The sequence below is a fragment of the Pseudomonas sp. PDM04 genome (genome assembly GCF_014851765.1).
In the GTDB taxonomy this organism is placed as follows: domain Bacteria; phylum Pseudomonadota; class Gammaproteobacteria; order Pseudomonadales; family Pseudomonadaceae; genus Aquipseudomonas.
In genome coordinates this window covers 579,092-596,109 of the sequence record NZ_JACVAI010000003.1, presented here as the reverse complement: position 1 = coordinate 596,109, position 17,018 = coordinate 579,092, and the positions used below count along the sequence as shown (strand labels likewise).

Annotated in this window: 15 protein-coding genes; 5 read left to right on the top strand and 10 right to left on the bottom strand. The window is 60.7% G+C overall.

Annotated elements, in window-relative coordinates:
- Nucleotides 1–59: 59 nt before the first annotated feature.
- Nucleotides 60–1,670 (bottom strand): ATP-binding protein, encoded by a 1,611-nt coding sequence (locus tag IB249_RS14710; protein WP_192305863.1) that lies wholly within the window; start codon nt 1,668–1,670, stop codon nt 60–62.
- Nucleotides 1,667–2,389 (bottom strand): response regulator, encoded by a 723-nt coding sequence (locus IB249_RS14705; RefSeq protein WP_192305861.1) that lies wholly within the window; start codon nt 2,387–2,389, stop codon nt 1,667–1,669. The genes IB249_RS14710 and IB249_RS14705 overlap by 4 nt, the downstream gene beginning before the upstream one ends.
- Before the next feature lie 728 nt (nt 2,390–3,117).
- On the opposite strand from IB249_RS14705, the gene IB249_RS14700 reads away from it, so the two are divergent.
- Nucleotides 3,118–6,012 carry a ribonucleoside-diphosphate reductase subunit alpha gene (locus tag IB249_RS14700; RefSeq protein WP_192305859.1) on the top strand — a complete coding sequence of 965 codons (2,895 nt, stop codon included), beginning with the start codon at nt 3,118–3,120 and terminating at the stop codon, nt 6,010–6,012.
- A gap of 395 nt (nt 6,013–6,407) precedes the next feature.
- Here IB249_RS14700 and flgE read toward each other — a convergent pair whose 3' ends face one another.
- The 6 genes from flgE to IB249_RS14670 form a co-directional block, all read right to left on the bottom strand.
- Complete coding sequence (gene flgE, locus IB249_RS14695) at nt 6,408–7,718, bottom strand: flagellar hook protein FlgE (RefSeq protein WP_192305857.1); 1,311 nt, start codon at nt 7,716–7,718, stop codon at nt 6,408–6,410.
- 32 nt (nt 7,719–7,750) lie between these two features.
- Complete coding sequence (gene flgD, locus IB249_RS14690; protein WP_192305855.1) at nt 7,751–8,485, bottom strand: flagellar hook assembly protein FlgD; 735 nt, start codon at nt 8,483–8,485, stop codon at nt 7,751–7,753.
- Nucleotides 8,486–8,500: 15 nt separating this feature from the next.
- Nucleotides 8,501–8,944: a flagellar basal body rod protein FlgC gene (gene flgC / locus IB249_RS14685; protein WP_192305853.1), complete on the bottom strand. Its 444-nt coding sequence runs from the start codon at nt 8,942–8,944 to the stop codon at nt 8,501–8,503.
- A gap of 3 nt (nt 8,945–8,947) precedes the next feature.
- Nucleotides 8,948–9,355: a flagellar basal body rod protein FlgB gene (gene flgB, locus IB249_RS14680; protein ID WP_192305851.1), complete on the bottom strand. Its 408-nt coding sequence runs from the start codon at nt 9,353–9,355 to the stop codon at nt 8,948–8,950.
- Nucleotides 9,356–9,617: 262 nt separating this feature from the next.
- A complete protein-coding gene (gene cheR, locus IB249_RS14675; RefSeq protein ID WP_192305849.1) occupies nt 9,618–10,445 on the bottom strand; it encodes a protein-glutamate O-methyltransferase CheR in 828 nt (275 codons plus the stop codon).
- A 46-nt stretch (nt 10,446–10,491) separates the two neighbouring features.
- Complete coding sequence (locus IB249_RS14670; RefSeq protein WP_192305847.1) at nt 10,492–11,424, bottom strand: chemotaxis protein CheV; 933 nt, start codon at nt 11,422–11,424, stop codon at nt 10,492–10,494.
- Between the two features lie 81 nt (nt 11,425–11,505).
- Between IB249_RS14670 and flgA the strand changes: the two genes are divergently transcribed.
- From flgA to IB249_RS14650, 4 genes are all read left to right on the top strand, one after another.
- On the top strand, nt 11,506–12,267 hold the full coding sequence (flgA, locus tag IB249_RS14665) for a flagellar basal body P-ring formation chaperone FlgA (protein WP_192305845.1): 762 nt from the start codon (nt 11,506–11,508) through the stop codon (nt 12,265–12,267).
- 159 nt (nt 12,268–12,426) lie between these two features.
- The gene (gene flgM / locus IB249_RS14660; RefSeq protein ID WP_192305843.1) at nt 12,427–12,750 is read left to right on the top strand and encodes a flagellar biosynthesis anti-sigma factor FlgM; all 324 of its coding nucleotides are present in this window, start codon (nt 12,427–12,429) and stop codon (nt 12,748–12,750) included.
- Nucleotides 12,751–12,798: 48 nt separating this feature from the next.
- A complete protein-coding gene (locus tag IB249_RS14655; RefSeq protein ID WP_192305841.1) occupies nt 12,799–13,266 on the top strand; it encodes a flagella synthesis protein FlgN in 468 nt (155 codons plus the stop codon).
- Nucleotides 13,267–13,358: 92 nt separating this feature from the next.
- The gene (locus IB249_RS14650) at nt 13,359–14,105 is read left to right on the top strand and encodes a flagellar brake protein (RefSeq protein WP_192305839.1); all 747 of its coding nucleotides are present in this window, start codon (nt 13,359–13,361) and stop codon (nt 14,103–14,105) included.
- Between the two features lie 76 nt (nt 14,106–14,181).
- On the opposite strand, the gene IB249_RS14645 is transcribed toward IB249_RS14650, so the two are convergent.
- The gene (locus IB249_RS14645; RefSeq protein ID WP_192305837.1) at nt 14,182–15,594 is read right to left on the bottom strand and encodes an MFS transporter; all 1,413 of its coding nucleotides are present in this window, start codon (nt 15,592–15,594) and stop codon (nt 14,182–14,184) included.
- Between the two features lie 69 nt (nt 15,595–15,663).
- Nucleotides 15,664–16,905 (bottom strand): glutamine synthetase family protein, encoded by a 1,242-nt coding sequence (locus IB249_RS14640; RefSeq protein WP_192306403.1) that lies wholly within the window; start codon nt 16,903–16,905, stop codon nt 15,664–15,666.
- Nucleotides 16,906–17,018 lie beyond the last annotated feature (113 nt).

Genomic DNA, 17,018 nt, shown 5'->3' with positions numbered 1-17,018 from the left:
CCACCACAGGGTGGAGCGCGTTGTCCTGTTCGCGACAAGCTCTGCAGACAACGACGATGTCAGTGTTTCTCCTGATTGCGCGGCCAGCTCAAGCTGAAACACGCCCCGCCCAGGCTCTTGCTCTTGCTGATCAACGCCCGGCCGTCATGCCAGTGGATGATGCGCCGCACGATGGACAACCCCAGGCCATGCCCACCCGAGGCGCGGGTCCGGCTGTCATCGAGGCGCAGGAATGGCGTGAAGATTTTCTCCCACGCCGACTCGGGAACCCCCGGTCCGTCGTCCTCGATATCCACCCGACACCGCTGCTGCCCCACCTGGTAGCTGACGGTCACCCGCGATTGCGCGTGGCGCATGGCGTTGCTCACCAGGTTTTGAATGGCCCGGTGCAGGTAACGCGGCTCCGCCTCGACCCAGGCATCGTCGCAATCGGCCGCCGACAGGCATAAACCGCGCTGTACCGTGACGTCGGCGCGCAACGGCGCCAACTCCTCGATCACCTGATTGACCAAGGCGTCGAGGTCGATGCGCTGGAAATTCAGCGCCGGCGACCCTTGCTCCAATCGCGCATAGGTGAGCATCTCGTCCACCAACCGATCGAGGTCCTCGATGTCGTGGTCCATGCCTTCGCAATATTTTTCCAGGGCCTGCGGGGTGGTGGCCGAGCCGATCATCTCCAGACCGAAGCGCAGGCGCGCCACCGGCGTGCGCAACTCGTGCGACACGGCGCGCACCAGCTCGCGCTGGACCGCCAGCAACTGCTGCAAGTGTTCGGCCATGCCGTTGAAGGCCGACGCCAGGCGCCCAACCGAATCCGCACCGCGGGCCGGCACACGGGTTTCCAGGCTGCCCTTGGCAATGCGCGTGGCGGCAGCCTCGAGGCCGCGCAAACGGCGCTCCAGTTGCCGCACCAGCAAATAGACGATCAGGCCGATCAGGCTCAAACCCAGCGCCGCAATCAGCACCAGCCATTCCGGCGGATAGGGATTCATCTGGTACAACGGGCCGATTTCCAGCACCCATGGCGTGCCGACCATGCCGGCAAACACCCGGATCGAATCGCCCTCCTTGCCCAAGGCCATCACCGTGTCACCTTCCGACACGCGGCGACTCTGGTCTTCGTCCATGTCGGCCTGATCGACCGTGACCAGCCGCAGATCGAAACCGAAACCCTTTTCTTCCTTTATCTGCGCCAGGCGCCTGGGCTGCTCGGCCACCGGCACGCGCACCAGTTCGTCGGCCAGCAGGTAAATCGTCGCCCGGGCCAGTTGCTCGCTGATCTGCTGCACTTCCCCCATGAGCATCAACTGTTCGTGTTCGCTGACCAGCCGATACACCTTGGCCGCATGGGGGCCGGTCTGCTCCACCAGGGCCTGGCCGCGCAGCACGCGGGTGCGCTGGGTCAAGTCGAGGTCGGTCTGGGCGAAGGTCTTCAGCGCCAGCGGAATCCCGAGCAGGCGCTCCCACACCAGCAAGGCACGGTGACGCTGGGTTTCGTTCATCGGTTGCAGGTTGTCGGCCATCAGTGAAAACGTGCCGTGGGCCAGGCGCTCGCGGTACTGCTCGCTGCGCACCTGATTGAGCATGTGCAAAGCGAGCACGCCGAGCACCGCCACCAGGATCAGCGCCGCGCACATGCCGCCGTAAATGCGCAGGAAGATCGAGTTCACAGGGAAGGGTCTACACAGGCTTCGGGCACGAACAGATAGCCTTTGCTGCGGATGGTCTTGATCAGCCGTGGATGGTCGGGGTCGTCACCGATTTTCGGGCGAATGCGCGAGATGCGCACATCGATGGAGCGATCCTGGCCGTCATAACCGATGCCGCGCAACGCGGTGAAAATCTCCTCACGCGACAGGATTCGCCCGGCATTGGCCACCAGCAGCCACAGCAGGTCGAACTCGGCGCTGGTCAGTTCGATGCCATTGTCATGCAGCCAGGCTTCGCGCAAGGCGTTGTCCACCACCAGCGGGCCGAACTGCAGGCGACGGAGTTTTTCCGGCACCGGCTCCGGGGACTCACTGCGCCGCAGCAACGCCTGGATACGGGCGAGCAACAGGCGCGGACGCACCGGCTTGCACACGTAGTCGTCGGCGCCCAGGTCCAGGCCGAGAATCTGATCGGTGTCGTCGGTACGGGCGGTGAGCATCAGGATCGGGCCGTCATACTGGTTGCGCACCTTGCGGCAGATGCTCAGGCCATCTTCGCCGGGCAGCATCAGGTCGAGGATCACCAAGTCCGGTTTCTCCTTGATGATACGGGCGGCGGCCAGAGCGCCATTGCCCTCGATCGACACGCGCAGGCCATTGGCTTGCAGGTAATCGCGGGTCAGTTCGGCCAGACGCTGGTCGTCTTCCACAATCAGTACCTGCCAGGCTTCTTGCTCCACGGTGACCTCTGCTTGCCAACAATAAGGAAGGATCCGCCCGTCTTTTTGTAATGATTGGGGAGGATAAGAATGCGTACGTTCCGGCCGATTGTATAAACGCCACTCGTCCAGAACACAAGCCGGCAAATGCGTTCGGACAGCCCGGTTTTTTGTGATACGGTTCGCGCCCTTCGAAATCCGGACAGCTCTTTTCGCTCATTGAAAATCAGTGAAAATTCGCTCGATCCAGCAGTCTCGCGGCCTACACGAGGATTGAACCCTTCACACACAATTTACGCACAGGGTTATCCACAGGTAGTACGTTGCAACACCCCCCAAAACGCATTATCTTGTAGCACGGCGCTAAAAAAACCCTACATGTAGGGTTTTCCCTTAGAAGCCCAACCACATTTCAGACCGGGAACTCAAGCGCTTTATTGCCTGTTGCCGGTTGAACCAAGCGTCATTTTACAAGCCCAAACCGCTCCCGCGGATGGCACCGTTTTCTTCAGGCCGGTAGGGCCACGACGGTACGGGTGTTGCAGACATGACTGCCACCCGGAATGGAATCCGGCGACGAGCCCAGGCTCGCTGCCAAAGACTTCGGCAAGGACGCGGCATCATTGGCCTTTTTCCTACTGTCCCGAAGTTGTTATGCCCGACGCCTGTCGGTTGTAGTGCTTCAGGACAGAACGGTGGGCACCGTGATGGTGCTCAAACAAACATAGAGAATGTGGAGACACCCCCCCATGCAAACCGACACAACTCGCGAGAACCCGCAAGGCACCTTGCCGCAGGCTGTGGATTCGAATTCGGATCTGTCCGCCACCGCGCCTGGCCAGTTGCGCGTGATCAAGCGTAACGGCACTGTCGTGGCTTACACCGATGACAAAATCACCGTCGCCATCACCAAGGCGTTCCTCGCAGTTGAGGGCGGCACCGCCGCCGCCTCGTCGCGAATCCATGACACCGTGGCCCGCCTGACCGAACAGGTCACCGCGACCTTCAAGCGTCGCATGCCATCGGGCGGCACCATCCACATCGAAGAAATCCAGGACCAGGTCGAACTGGCCCTGATGCGTGCCGGCGAGCAGAAAGTCGCCCGAGACTACGTGATCTACCGTGATTCGCGTGCCAAGGAGCGTGCGGCGCACACCCCGGCCGAAGCGGCCGTCAACGCTCACCCTTCGATCCGCATCACCCGTGCCGACGGTAGCCTGGCGCCGCTGGACATGGGCCGCCTGAACACCATCGTTACCGAAGCGTGCGAAGGCCTGGAAGAAGTCGACGGCGACCTGATCCAGCGCGAAACCCTGAAAAACCTGTACGACGGCGTGGCCCTGAACGACGTCAACACCGCCCTGGTGATGACTGCCCGTACCCTGGTCGAGCGTGAGCCGAACTACTCGTTCGTCACCGCCCGCCTGCTGATGGACACCCTGCGTGCCGAAGGCCTGGGCTTCCTCGGTGTCGCCGAGAGCGCCACCCACCACGAAATGGCCGACCTGTACGCCAAGGCCCTGCCTGCCTACGTCGCCAAGGGTATCGAATACGAGCTGCTGAACCCTGAGCTGGCCAGCTTCGACCTGGAAAAACTCGGCAAGGCGATCAATCACGAACGCGACCAGCAGTTTACTTACCTGGGCCTGCAAACCCTGTACGACCGCTACTTCATCCACAAGGATGGCGTGCGTTTCGAACTGCCGCAGATCTTCTTCATGCGCGTGGCCATGGGCCTGGCGATCGAAGAGAAAGACCGCGAAGCCCGTGCGATCGAGTTCTACAACCTGTTGTCGTCCTTCGACTACATGGCGTCGACCCCGACCCTGTTCAACGCCGGCACCCTGCGCCCGCAGTTGTCCAGCTGCTACCTGACCACCGTGCCGGATGACCTGTCGGGCATCTATCACGCGATCCACGACAACGCCATGCTGTCGAAATTCGCCGGCGGCCTGGGCAACGACTGGACCCCGGTGCGTGCGCTCGGTTCGTACATCAAGGGCACCAACGGCAAGTCCCAGGGCGTGGTTCCGTTCCTCAAAGTGGTGAACGACACCGCCGTCGCCGTCAACCAGGGTGGCAAGCGCAAAGGCGCTGTCTGTGCCTACCTGGAAACCTGGCACATGGACATCGAAGAGTTCATCGAGCTGCGCAAGAACACCGGTGATGATCGTCGTCGTACCCACGACATGAACACCGCCAACTGGATCCCTGACCTGTTCATGAAGCGTGTCTTCGACGACGGCAAGTGGACCCTGTTCTCGCCGTCCGAAGTACCGGACCTGCACGACCTGACCGGCAAGGCCTTCGAAGAGCGTTACGAGTACTACGAAGCCCTGACCGAGTACCCGGGCAAGGTCAAGCTGTTCAAGACCATCCAGGCCAAAGACCTGTGGCGCAAAATGCTGTCCATGCTGTTTGAAACCGGCCACCCATGGCTGACCTTCAAGGACCCGTGCAACCTGCGCAGCCCGCAGCAGCACGTGGGCGTGGTGCACAGCTCGAACCTGTGCACCGAGATCACCTTGAACACCAACAAGGACGAGATCGCTGTCTGCAACCTGGGTTCGATCAACCTGCCGAACCACATCGTGGACGGCAAGCTCGACACCGCCAAGCTGCAACGCACCGTGAACACTGCCGTGCGCATGCTCGACAACGTGATCGACATCAACTACTACTCGGTGCCACAAGCGAAGAACTCCAACTTCAAGCACCGTCCGGTCGGCCTGGGCATCATGGGCTTCCAGGATGCGCTGTACCTGCAGCACATTCCTTACGGTTCCGATGCTGCCGTGCAGTTCGCCGACACCTCCATGGAAGCGGTCAGCTACTTCGCGATCCAGGCGTCCTGCGACCTGGCTGACGAGCGCGGCGCCTACGAGACATTCCAGGGTTCGCTGTGGTCCAAGGGCATCCTGCCGCTGGATTCGCAACAGATCCTGATCGAAGCCCGTGGCCAGAAGTACATCGATGTCGACCTGAAGGAAACCCTGGACTGGGCACCGGTTCGCGCCCGTGTACAGAAAGGCATCCGTAACTCGAACATCATGGCCATCGCACCGACCGCGACCATCGCCAACATCACCGGCGTGTCGCAGTCGATCGAACCGACCTATCAGAACCTCTACGTGAAATCGAACCTGTCGGGCGAATTCACCGTGATCAACCCGTACCTGGTTCGCGACCTCAAGGCTCGCGGCCTGTGGGACTCGGTCATGATCAATGACCTGAAGTACTACGACGGTTCGGTGCAGCAGATCGAGCGCATCCCGCAAGAGCTCAAAGAGCTCTATGCCACGGCGTTCGAAGTGGACACCAAGTGGATCGTCGACGCGGCCAGCCGTCGTCAGAAGTGGATCGACCAGGCTCAGTCGCTGAACCTGTACATCGCTGGCGCTTCGGGCAAGAAGCTGGACGTGACCTACCGCATGGCCTGGTACCGTGGTCTGAAAACCACCTACTACCTCCGTGCCCTGGCCGCGACCAGCACCGAGAAGTCGACCATCAACACCGGCAAGCTGAACGCTGTTTCCAGCGGCGGCAACCACGGTGACGACTCGGTCCTGGCCGCTCCGGCAGGTCCTGCTCCAGTGCCGAAGGCCTGCGCCATCGACGAGCCGGATTGCGAAGCTTGCCAATAAGCTGAGCCGGCAGGCGCCGCAAGGCGCCCGTCCCGAACCCCCGATCAGTCCTCTGGATTGTCGGGGGTTTTCTTTTGTCTGCCTTATTCCGCAGGAGAGAACGTGTTCGCATGGTCGTCAGCGATAACGTTCGCGGCCTGACAGCCCGCGGCGCCTGAATGTTCTTCGTCGGAACGCCGCCCGGAGCAAACTTGCCCCTGCAGTGAGGTGCGTCGCCGCAGGCCCTGTGGGGGCGAGCCCGCTCGCGATGGAAGCGAGAGCGCTGCGGTGCATCAGCCTGCCCGCGTCATCGTTGACGACCCTCTCGATCAGGCTCGATCCCCCCGGTTCAAGTCAAACCCCGGCCATAAAAAAACCCCTCTTTCGAGGGGTTTTTCAGGCCACGCTGTCCAGCATCAGGTCATCTGAATGATGGTCTGCATGATGGTGCTCTGGGTCGAGATGGTCTTGGCGTTCGCCTGGTAGTTGCTCTGCGCCTTGATCAGGTCGACCAGTTCGCTGGTCAGGTTGACGTTGGACTCTTCCAGCGAGTTGGAGTTGATCGAGCCCAGGGTGCCGGTTTGCGGAGCATCGTAACCCGGGATACCCGACGCGTAGGTCTCTTTCCAGCTGGTGCCGCCCACGGGCTGCAGGCCTTGTTCGTTGGTGAAGCTGGCCAGCGCGATCTGACCGATCGGCTTGCTCTTGCTGTTGCTGAAGTTGGCCAGCATGACGCCGCTGCCGTCGATGGTCAGACTGGTGATCTGGCCCGTGGCGTAACCGTCCTGGACCGGGATCGAACGTGCGGTATCGGCGTTGAACTGCGTGGTGTTGGACATGGACACCGAAATCGGTCCGGCGGAAGCGCCGTTGGCCTTCCACACGCCGTTGGTCACGGTGCCAGGCACCCAACCGGTGATGTTCAGGTCAGGGCTGACGATCGGCGTCGGGGTGGCCGGAGTGGTGACGGAAGTCAGCTTGCCGGTCTGGTCGAACGCCATGGTCGAAGCCACCGGAGGCGTCAGCGGATCGGTAGGATCGCTGCCATTGGGGTTGCGACCATCGATCAGGGTGTAGACCTTCCAGGTGTTCGGGGCCGTCTTCACCATGTATTGATCCATGGTGTGCTCGTTACCCTGGGCGTCGTAGACCTTGGTGCCGAATTGCTTGGTGAAGGATTCGGATTTGCTCGGGTCGAACGGGTTGGTCGTCTCGTTGATTTCCACCGCGGTGGAGTTCAGGTTGATCGTCGACGAAATGGAGCTGGTATTTTTGGGTGCCAGGTTCGAGGTGTCGATGCGCAGGTCGGTCAACACGCCGTTCTGGATCTTGCCATTGGCATCCACGCCGTAGCCTTGCAGGCGCGCGGTGCCGTCGGAGTTGGTGACGTAACCGTCCTTGTCGACCTTGAACGTACCGGCACGGGTGTAGGACAGCGAGCCGTTTTCGTTCAGCACGAAGAAGCCCGAACCGTTGATCCCCATGTCCAACACGTTACCGGTGTTGTTGATATCACCCTGGGTGAACTGCTGGGAAACGTTGGCCAGGCGCACACCGTTGCCGATGGTCTTGCTGCCGGTGCCCAGGCGAGTCGCCGAGTACACGTCTTCGAATTCTGCACGGGACGATTTGAAACCGACGGTCGCGACGTTGGCGATGTTGTTGCCGGTCACGTCCAGTTGTTTGTTGGCTGCATAGAGACCGCTAAGGCCGATGTTAAAAGACATGTTCCACTCCTTTGTGCCGGGTTAGTCGGCTCTTACATACCAATGGTTTGTACTTTGGACAGGGCAACGCTGCCCAGGCCGGCCAAGTTGAGCATCAACTCACCGCCGGTCTGACTGATAGTCACGCTGGTGACGGTGGCCGGCAGGTAGGTGACCAGCGAAGTCGCCTTGTTGTCGTAGGTCGCGCTGGCGGCGAAGGTGTAAGTACCCGCTGCGGCCACTTCGCCCGCCTCGTTCTTGCCATCCCAGATGAAGCTGGCGTTGCCGGCTTTCTGGCTGCCCAGGTCGATGGTGCGGATCACCTTGCCATCGGCATCGGTGATCTTGACCTTGACCGGATCGGCCGCCGCCGGTACGGCGACGGTGCCGGTGAAACTCTTGGAGGTGTCGACCACCGCCTTGTCGCCCGGTGCGATGACCGAACGGCCCACCAGCGACGACGCCTGCAACGCCTGGGACGAGCTCAGGCTGCCCGCCAGGTTGGTTGCCAGGCCGCCGACGGTGTCGTTGAGCGTGGTGATGCCTTCCAGGCTGCTGAATTGCGCCAACTGGGCAACGAACTCGCCGTTGTCCTGCGGCTCCAGCGGGTTCTGGTTTTTCAGCTGGGTCACCAGCAACTGCAGGAACGCGTCCTTGCCCAGGGCCTTATTGCCGGTGGCACTGTTCGTGGCCGCTGCCAGACCGTCGGCGCTGGTGTTGGTCTTGACCGAAGAGTTGGCCAGGATGTCATTCATGCTCAGGCTGCTGGTGGTATCAGTAACACTCATCTGCGTCGCCCCTTATCACTGACCGAGGGTCAGGACCTTCTGCATCATGGCTTTGGCGGTGTTCATCATTTCCGCGTTGGTCTGGAACGAACGGCTGGCGGAAATCATGTCGGCCATTTCTTCCACGACATTGACGTTCGGGTAGTAGACATAACCCTTGGCGTCGGCCGCCGGATGATTCGGTTCGTAGCGAGCTTCCAGATTGCTCTGGTCCTCGACCACGCCCAGCACCTGCACGCCCTGGCCTGCCGCGTCCTGGTTCTGGAACAGCGAATCGCTGCCGCCACTCTGCCCACCCTGGAACATGGTGGCGAATACCGGGTGACGCGCGCGGTAGGTCTGGTCGATGCTCGACGAGACGGTTTCGGCGTTGGCGATGTTCGAGGCCACGGTGTTCAAACGGGTGGTCTGGGCGCTCATGCCGCTACCGGCAATGTTGAAAACGCTGGCTAGCGACATGACTTATTCTCCACGCAGGGCTGAGACCAGCCCTTTGAATTTGCTGTTGAGCAGAGTGAAACTGGCCTGGAAGTTGACCGAGTTTTCCGCGTAGTTCGACTGCTCCAGCTGGGCGTCGACGGTGTTCTGGTCGATCGACGGCTGCATCGGCGTGCGGTACATCAGCGACTCGTCGCCATTGCCCAGGCCTTCGGCTTCGATATGACGGCTGTTGGTCCTGTTCAAGGCGAAAGTGCCGTTCTTGGCCTTCTCGCTCTGCTCGGCGAGCACTTTCGAGAAGTCCAGGTCCCGAGCCTTATAGTTCGGGGTGTCGGCGTTGGCGATGTTGTTGGCCAGGACTTCGGCACGCTGGGCGCGGAAGCCCAGGGCTTGTTCGTGGATACCGAGCGCTTTATCGAAGCTGATGCTCATGTCGGGAAACCTTCGGGTGACCTGATTTTTCGTACGATGGAGATAGCAAGCGCCGTGCCAACTCATCAAGCCCCCTGTTTCCGGGGCTTTGCGTGCGCTGCCCCGACGGCAATGCCAGAAAAGCGGCAACGGGTTTCCGCCGCCTGCCGCTTTTCTGCCGCTTTGCGACAGGCCACCTTCCCTGTGGGGACGGGCTTTCATCAGGCATAAAAAAACGGGAGCCCCTGAGGACTCCCGTTTTTTTTGCTCGACAGACCACCCGTCACTTCGCCTGGTAGATGATCCCCGGGCTGCACTGGACCATCTGGTAATGATCCGGCAGACCATTCAGCGCTTCGGAAGCACCGAGGAACAGGTAACCGCCAGGCTTGAGCGTGCTGTGGATGCGCAACAGGATGTCTTTCTTCACCTCGGCGGAAAAGTAGATCAATACGTTGCGGCAGAACACGATGTCGAACTTGCCGAGGCTCGCGTAACTGTCCAGCAGGTTGAAGGCCCGGAACTCCACCCGGCTCTTGATCGGCGCCTTGACCGCCCAGCGCCCGGGACCTTTCGGGTCGAAATAGCGTTGCAGGCGTTCCGGCGACAAACCTCGTCCGATCGCCAGGCTGTCGTACTCGCCGGTCTTGCAGTTGATCAGCATGGAACCCGACAGGTCGGTGGCAACGATCTGCACCCCCATTTTCAACTGCCCCAGGTTGACCCGCTCGAACTCGTCGATGGCCATCGACAGCGAATACGGTTCCTGCCCCGACGAACAGGCTGCCGACCAGATGCGCAACCGCTGGCCGGGAGCCGCCTTGATCGCCTCCGGCAGCACCTTGTTCTTCAACACTTCAAACGGATAGGTGTCACGAAACCACAGGGTTTCGTTGGTCGTCATGGCATCGACCACCATTTCGCGCAAACCGCTGCGCGGCTGGCTCTGGATGCGCTGAACCAGCTCACCCAGGGACTTGATGCCTTGCTGCTCCATCAGTTTGTTGAGACGGCTTGAGACGAGGTACTGCTTGTTTTCACCCAGCAAGATGCCACAGGCTTTTTCCAGGAAGACCCGGAACTGTTCGAAATCCAAATTACCCGTAGACAATGATGCCGCCTCTTAAATCGTGTGAACCGCCAGGGGCAACAGGCCCCTAGCTGATATCTGCTGCTTTGATCCGGTCAACCACCCGGGATGCCAGGTCGTCAGGACGGAATTTGGCCAGGAAGTCATCGGCACCGACCTTCTTGACCATCGCCTGATTGAACACCCCCGACAATGAAGTATGCAGGATGATATGAAGCTTTTGCATGCGTGGGTCGTTGCGGATCTCGGCCGTCAGGGTATACCCGTCCATTTCCGGCATCTCGATGTCGGAAATCATCATCAGGAATTCCTCTTCCGGCTTCTTGCCCTCGTCGACCAGCTTGCGCAGGTAGTCCAGCGCTTGCCGCCCGTCGTTCAACGCCACCACTTCGACACCGACCGTCTGCAGGCAACGCGTCACCTGCTTGCGCGCCACCGAGGAATCATCAACGGTCAATACCCGCAACGATAACGCCTTGTGCTGGGTCTCGTGATCGACCACACCGACGGAAATCGCTTCCGGTGTCGGCGACACTTCCGCCAGCACTTTCTCGACGTCGATGATTTCGACTAACTGATTGTCGACCCGAGTCACAGCGGTCAGGTAATGATCGCGTCCGGTGCCCTTGGGCGGCGGATGGATCTCTTCCCAGTTCATGTTGACGATGCGCTCCACCGAGCGCACCAGGAAGCCCTGGGTCTTGGTGTTGTACTCCGTGATGATGACGAAGGGATTGCTTTGATCTTTCAACGCTCCGGAACCGGTCGCCATCGCCAGATCGAGGATCGGAATGGTCGCCCCCCGGATATTTGCCACACCGCACACCACAGGACTGGACTTGGGCATCAGGGTCAGCGCTGGGCATTGCAGCACTTCGCGAACCTTGAACACATTGATCCCGTACAGCTGCTGGCCGTCAAGACGGAACAACAACAGCTCCAGGCGATTCTGCCCCACCAGTTGCGTGCGCTGGTTCACCGAATCCATTACACCCGCCATGCACTGACTCCTACACCAACGCTAGTTGTGTTGCGACGCACATTCATCACTAAACGGCACGGCGCTTGCTTTTTAACTCTTATGAACACAGAACCGACATTTTTCCGACGCCTGACATCCATCGCCCGCAGATTGCTCTGCGGGATGTCGGCCGCCTGCCTGTTCAACGCTGGCACCCCTGCCCTTGCTGACGAAGTTACCTTGCCTGACATGCTTATCGGCGTCACTCAGGGCTTTCTTGAATTCACCGTAGAGGACTACCTGGCCACCAGTCAAACGGAAGGTCGCTACGAAATCCAGGTCAACAAGCTCGATCCACGCCTGCGCATGCCCATGTGCGACAAGGAATTGACAGCCTCCCTCGAGAGCCCGGCCAAGCCGCTGGGCCGGGTAACGGTCAAGGTTCGCTGCGAAGGCAGTTCCCCGTGGACGGTGTTCGTACCCGCTCAAGTCCGCCTGTTCCGCGACGTCGTGACCACCACCCGTCCCTTGCGTCGGGCCGACATTGTCGAGCCCGCCGACGTGATTCTGCGCGAACGAGACATCAGCGTGATCACCCAGGGCTACCTGACGGCCCCGGACCAGGCGATCGGGCAGCGACTGACCCGACCAATGGTCGCCGACCAGGTGATTACCCTGGTCAATCTCGAACAGACGGAAGTCATTCGCAAGGGCGATCAGGTAGTGATTACCGCCCGCAGCGGCACGCTGAGCGTACGAATGCCCGGCGAAGCGCTGTCCAACGGCGGCATGAACGAACAGATTCGCGTGAAAAACCTCAACTCTCGACGGGTCATCAAGGCGCAAGTGACCGCGCCAGGGCAGGTGGAAGTGGCCATGTAGGGACCTGAAGAGGTGGCATTGCCCGGGGCTGTTCCCTAAACTGTGGCGCAGGCAGCAGACGTGCTGGCGCTTGCGGGCTCATTGATAAAATGAGTCTAAAGTTTTCACAGGGATGGCCGAAAACATGGCAAGCGTCCAAATACTCAGAGGTTTTTTACCATGGTCATCGATTTCAGCCGTTTGAACAGCTCCTCGCCACTGACGGGCAGTACACGTACCAGTGCCGCCAAGGACACCGCCGAAGCCGGCCAGTCCGCAGCGCTGAATACCCCGGCCGAACAGGCCACCGTTAAAAGCGGGGAATCGGTACACCTCAGCAATGAGGCTCAGCAGTTGCAACAGGTCACTGACAAGCTGCGCGATCAGCCTGCCGTCGACAAAGCCCGCGTGGCGGAGTTGAAAGCAGCGATTGCCGATGGCAGCTATAAAGTCGACAGCAACCGTGTAGCCAGCAAACTGCTTAACTTCGAAGCCCAGCGCTAGGCCTCGGCCTGCGCCAGGCTTTTGGACGCTTAAAACCCAAGGCCAGCCATGCACGACACTAATTTATTGCAACTGATCAACGACGACTTTGCTCCCGCTCAATACTTGCTGGAGTTACTGCAAACCGAGTCCATCGCCTTGCACGGTCGTGACATGCCACTGCTCGAAGACATTCTGGCGCAGAAGCAGGCAATGATCATTCTGCTCGAACAGCATGGCCGCAAGCGCAGTGAAATCCTCGCCAGTCTGAACCTGCCGATCAATCGCAGCGGCCTGGAGCAACTGGCCAGCCAATCGAGTGTCGGCACGCAACTGCTGGAGCAGAGCGATGCCCTGACCGCTCTTCTGGCCCAATGCCAGGCGGCGAATGCCAATAATGGCCAGTCGATTCTGGTTCAGCAGGCCGCCACGGCCAACCAGCTGAAAATCCTCACAGGCGGCGAACCGCCAGCACTTTATGATGCACGCGGATCAACCGCGAAGCTTGCGAAGCCGCGTCCGCTCAGTCAGGCTTGAGCCTGCAAATGCTCACGCCCTATCAAGACTCGCAACATGCTGGCAATATACTGGCCAGCCGTAGTCATATTTTGTCTGGAGATTGATTAACCGTGTCCAATGCCTTAAACGCGGAAGATGCCCCGCAACCACCCAAGGTGCTTAGCACGCCTTTGGAGATCTCCGGCAACCTGCGCCAATTGCAAGACAGCCATGATCCGCTGATCATCACTTTCCACGAACGCACCCAGCGCTTCCAGAGCTATCTGGTCGACGTTGATCGCGAACGCGGCACGATCAAGCTCGACGAAATGATCCCGCGCGACGGCGAACGCTTCATGCTGGCCGGCGAACCGTTCCGGGTCGAAGGTTTTCATGAAGGCGTGCGTATCGCCTGGGAAAGCAACGGCCAACCGACCATCGACGAGTCGGGTGACAACCGCTGCTACCTGGCCCCTCTGCCCGACGAGGTGGTTTACCACCAGCGCCGCAACGCCTTTCGCGCAGCCCTGAAGCTGGCACAACTGGTCGACATCGACCTCGACGGCGAAAAGCTCAAGGCGCCTATCCGTGGCAAGCTGCTGGACATTTCCGCCACGGGCTGCAAGTTGCGTTTCGATGGCGACATCACCGGCAACCTGCAACTGGGCCAGGTCTACGACCGTTTTGCCGCCGCCCTGCCCTTCGGCAAAATGACCGCGCCGGTCGAACTGCGCTACCTGCATTTCGAAGAGAAAATCTCCACCACCTTCGCCGGTATCCGCTTCCATAACATGAGCGGGCTGGTGCAGCGTCAGGTCGAACGATTCGTCTATCAGCTTCAACGTGAAGCGCGGCGCTTCGACAAAGACGACCTGTAACAGCAGGCGCCAACGAAAACGGGCAGCCCCTTGCGGTGACTGCCCGTTTTTTATACCCGTCTTTTATGCCAGGTTTTCAAGGAATGGCATCAGGGATGTTTTTTTCACGCTCTGCGTCCGCCCCTTCTGCTGGCGGCGCGGTACGCGCTTCGGCCTGTGGCTCGGATTCAGGCTCCGGTTCAGGCTCAGGCTCAGGCTCAGGCTCAGGCTCAGGCTCAGGATTGACTGGACTCTGCATCTGCTCCTGCACCGACTGCTCATCGACCCGGGGATCAAGCGCAGCCACCAATGGCGAGCTCGACATGCTGTCCGGCATCGCCACGTGATGCAGCGGTGCATCGTCCACCTGGTGCAGGTTGGTGACCGCTTTCGGACGAATCCGCCACACCAGCACCAAGGCAAAGAAGCTGAAGAATGCGTAAAGCATGTGGCTGCCGAACATCTTCATCAGCACACCGGCAACCAGCGGCCCGATACTGGCGCCGACCCCGTAGGTCACCAGCAGCATGGCCGTCAGCGACACCCGCCGGTCCGCTTCAACGTGGTCATTGGAGAACGCGACCGCCAGCGGGTACAGGCAGAACTTCACCAGCGAGCAGATGAACCCCATGATGAACAGCACTTCCAACGGTACCTGCGGGATGATCGCCAGCGGCAATCCGGCCACCACCAGCACCATGGCGAAGCAGCGGATCAACAGCGCCCGGTCATAACGGTCGGACAACCAGCCCAGCGGCCACTGCACCAACAGGCCGGCAAAAATGCAGCTACCCATGAACAGACCGACCTGCTCCGTGGATAAACCCTGCTGCGAGGCATACAGGGGTGCCAGGCCGTAGAACGAACCGATGATCAAGCCCGCGCCCAGCACCGTACTCAACGACTGCGGCACGCGTTTGATGAAGAACCGCGGCTCCATCGGCGCCGGGCGCAGGGGTGCCGGGTGAATGCGCCGGGTCAGGGCCACCGGCACCAGGCACAGGGCGAAGCACAGGGCAACCAGCATCAACAGCTCCGGACCGAGCGCCGGGTGCATGACCAGAATCAATTGGCCCAGCACCAGCCCCAGGTAGGACGCGATCATGTAGCCGCTGAACACCGTTCCGCGCTGGGAGGCGTCGGCCTGTTCGTTGAGCCAGCTCTCGATCACCATGTACTGGCACATCATGCCGAGGCCGACGATGATCCGCAGGAAGATCCACGCCGGCAGCCAGTCCACCAGGCCATGGCCCAGCACCGCCGCGCCGACGATCCCGGCACAGGCCGAATAGGCCCGGATATGCCCGACCCGGGCGATCAGCCGGTGTCCGATCTTGCCCCCCAGCACCAGGCCGAAGTAGTTGGCCGCCATCAACGCACCGACCCACAGGCTGTCGACGTTGTCAGCCGCCAGGCGCAAGCCCAGATAAGTACTCAGCAGGCCGGAGCCGATCAACATCATCAGCGAGGCGAAATACAGTGCTCGAAAGGCTTTCCAGATTTGGCGCATCGGCGTTCCGAGCGGCTCCTTGCGGTGAGAAACGGGCTAGCGCAAAGATAGCCCGAAGACGAAGGTTCGTCAGGCCTGGGCAGCCAGGACGCGGCGCTCCCAGGGGGTAATTTCATTAAAGAAGCTGGTCAATTCCAGGGTCTTCGAAGCCACGTAGCCTTCGATGAATTCCTTGCCGAACAGTTCCTTGGCCAATTGGCTACGGTTCAGACGCTCGAGAGCGGCGTGCAAGGTACAGGGCAACGAAAGATTATCCGGCACCTCGAACTCACCCTGGATCGCCGCACTGGGCTCCAGCCGGTTCTCAATCCCATGCAAACCCGCTGCCAGGCTGGCGGCAATCGCCAGATACGGGTTGGCATCCGCGCCCGGCAAGCGATTCTCGACCCGACGCGCAACCGGCGAGCTGGCCGGGATGCGCAAGCCGGCCGCACGGTTGTCGTGGGACCAGCAGGCATTATTGGGAGACGCGAAGGGGTGGCACAAGCGCTGGTAGGAATTCACGTTCGGCGCAAACAACGCGGTGAAGTCCGCCATCGCGGCCTGCTGCCCGCCGATGAAATGACGGAAGGTCGCGGTCGGCTCTCCCGCCTCGTCGCTGAACACGTTCCGACCACTGCCGATCTCGACGATACTCTGGTGGATGTGCATCGAACTGCCCGGCGTATGCGCCAGTGGCTTGGCCATGCAGACCACGGTCAGGCCATGCTTGAGCGCGACTTCCTTGAGCAGATGCTTGAACAGGAACGTCTGGTCGGCCAGCAGCAGCGCATCGCCGTGCAGCAGGTTGATCTCGAACTGGCTGACGCCCATCTCATGCATGAAGGTGTCGCGGGGCAGGCCCAGCGCCGCCATCGCGTCATAGACTTCCTTGAAGAACGGGCGCAAGCCGTTGTTGGAGCTGACACTGAATGCCGACTGGCCATCTTCGCGACGGCCGTCCAGGCCCAGCGGCGGCTGGAAGGATTGTGTCGGGTCGGGGTTGGGCGCGAAGACAAAGAACTCCAGCTCGGTGGCCACCACCGGTGCCAGGCCGAGCGCTGCATAGCGTGCGATCACGGCTTTGAGCTGGCCTCGTGTCGACAGGCGCGAGCTTTCGCCCGTCAGCTCATCGGCATCGCAGATCGCGAAGGCCCGTGGCGGCTGGCTCCAGGGCAAGCGATGAATCTGCGCGGGATCGGCCACCAGCGCCAGGTCGCCGTCATCGCTGCCATAAAAACGGGCGGGCGGGTAACCGCCCATGATGCATTGCAGCAGCACGCCACGCGCCATCTGCAAACGCCGCCCTTCGAGAAACCCTTCGGCGGTCATGACCTTGCCGCGCGGCACGCCATTGAGATCTGGCGTCACACACTCAATTTCATCAATGCCGGTCAATCGCTGTGCGAGTGAACCCTGGCCATCGGTCGTCATGACGCATTCCC

Coding starts and splice junctions, on each gene's coding strand:
- flgC (WP_192305853.1), bottom strand. CDS start 8,944: ATGTCGCTAGCCAGCGTTTTCAACATTGCCGGTAGCGGCATGAGCGCC.
- flgB (WP_192305851.1), bottom strand. CDS start 9,355: ATGAGCATCAGCTTCGATAAAGCGCTCGGTATCCACGAACAAGCCCTG.
- flgD (WP_192305855.1), bottom strand. CDS start 8,485: ATGAGTGTTACTGATACCACCAGCAGCCTGAGCATGAATGACATCCTG.
- IB249_RS14670 (WP_192305847.1), bottom strand. CDS start 11,424: ATGGCGGGTGTAATGGATTCGGTGAACCAGCGCACGCAACTGGTGGGG.
- flgA (WP_192305845.1), top strand. CDS start 11,506: ATGAACACAGAACCGACATTTTTCCGACGCCTGACATCCATCGCCCGC.
- flgE (WP_192305857.1), bottom strand. CDS start 7,718: ATGTCTTTTAACATCGGCCTTAGCGGTCTCTATGCAGCCAACAAACAA.
- IB249_RS14655 (WP_192305841.1), top strand. CDS start 12,799: ATGCACGACACTAATTTATTGCAACTGATCAACGACGACTTTGCTCCC.
- IB249_RS14700 (WP_192305859.1), top strand. CDS start 3,118: ATGCAAACCGACACAACTCGCGAGAACCCGCAAGGCACCTTGCCGCAG.
- flgM (WP_192305843.1), top strand. CDS start 12,427: ATGGTCATCGATTTCAGCCGTTTGAACAGCTCCTCGCCACTGACGGGC.
- IB249_RS14640 (WP_192306403.1), bottom strand. CDS start 16,905: ATGACCGCCGAAGGGTTTCTCGAAGGGCGGCGTTTGCAGATGGCGCGT.
- IB249_RS14645 (WP_192305837.1), bottom strand. CDS start 15,594: ATGCGCCAAATCTGGAAAGCCTTTCGAGCACTGTATTTCGCCTCGCTG.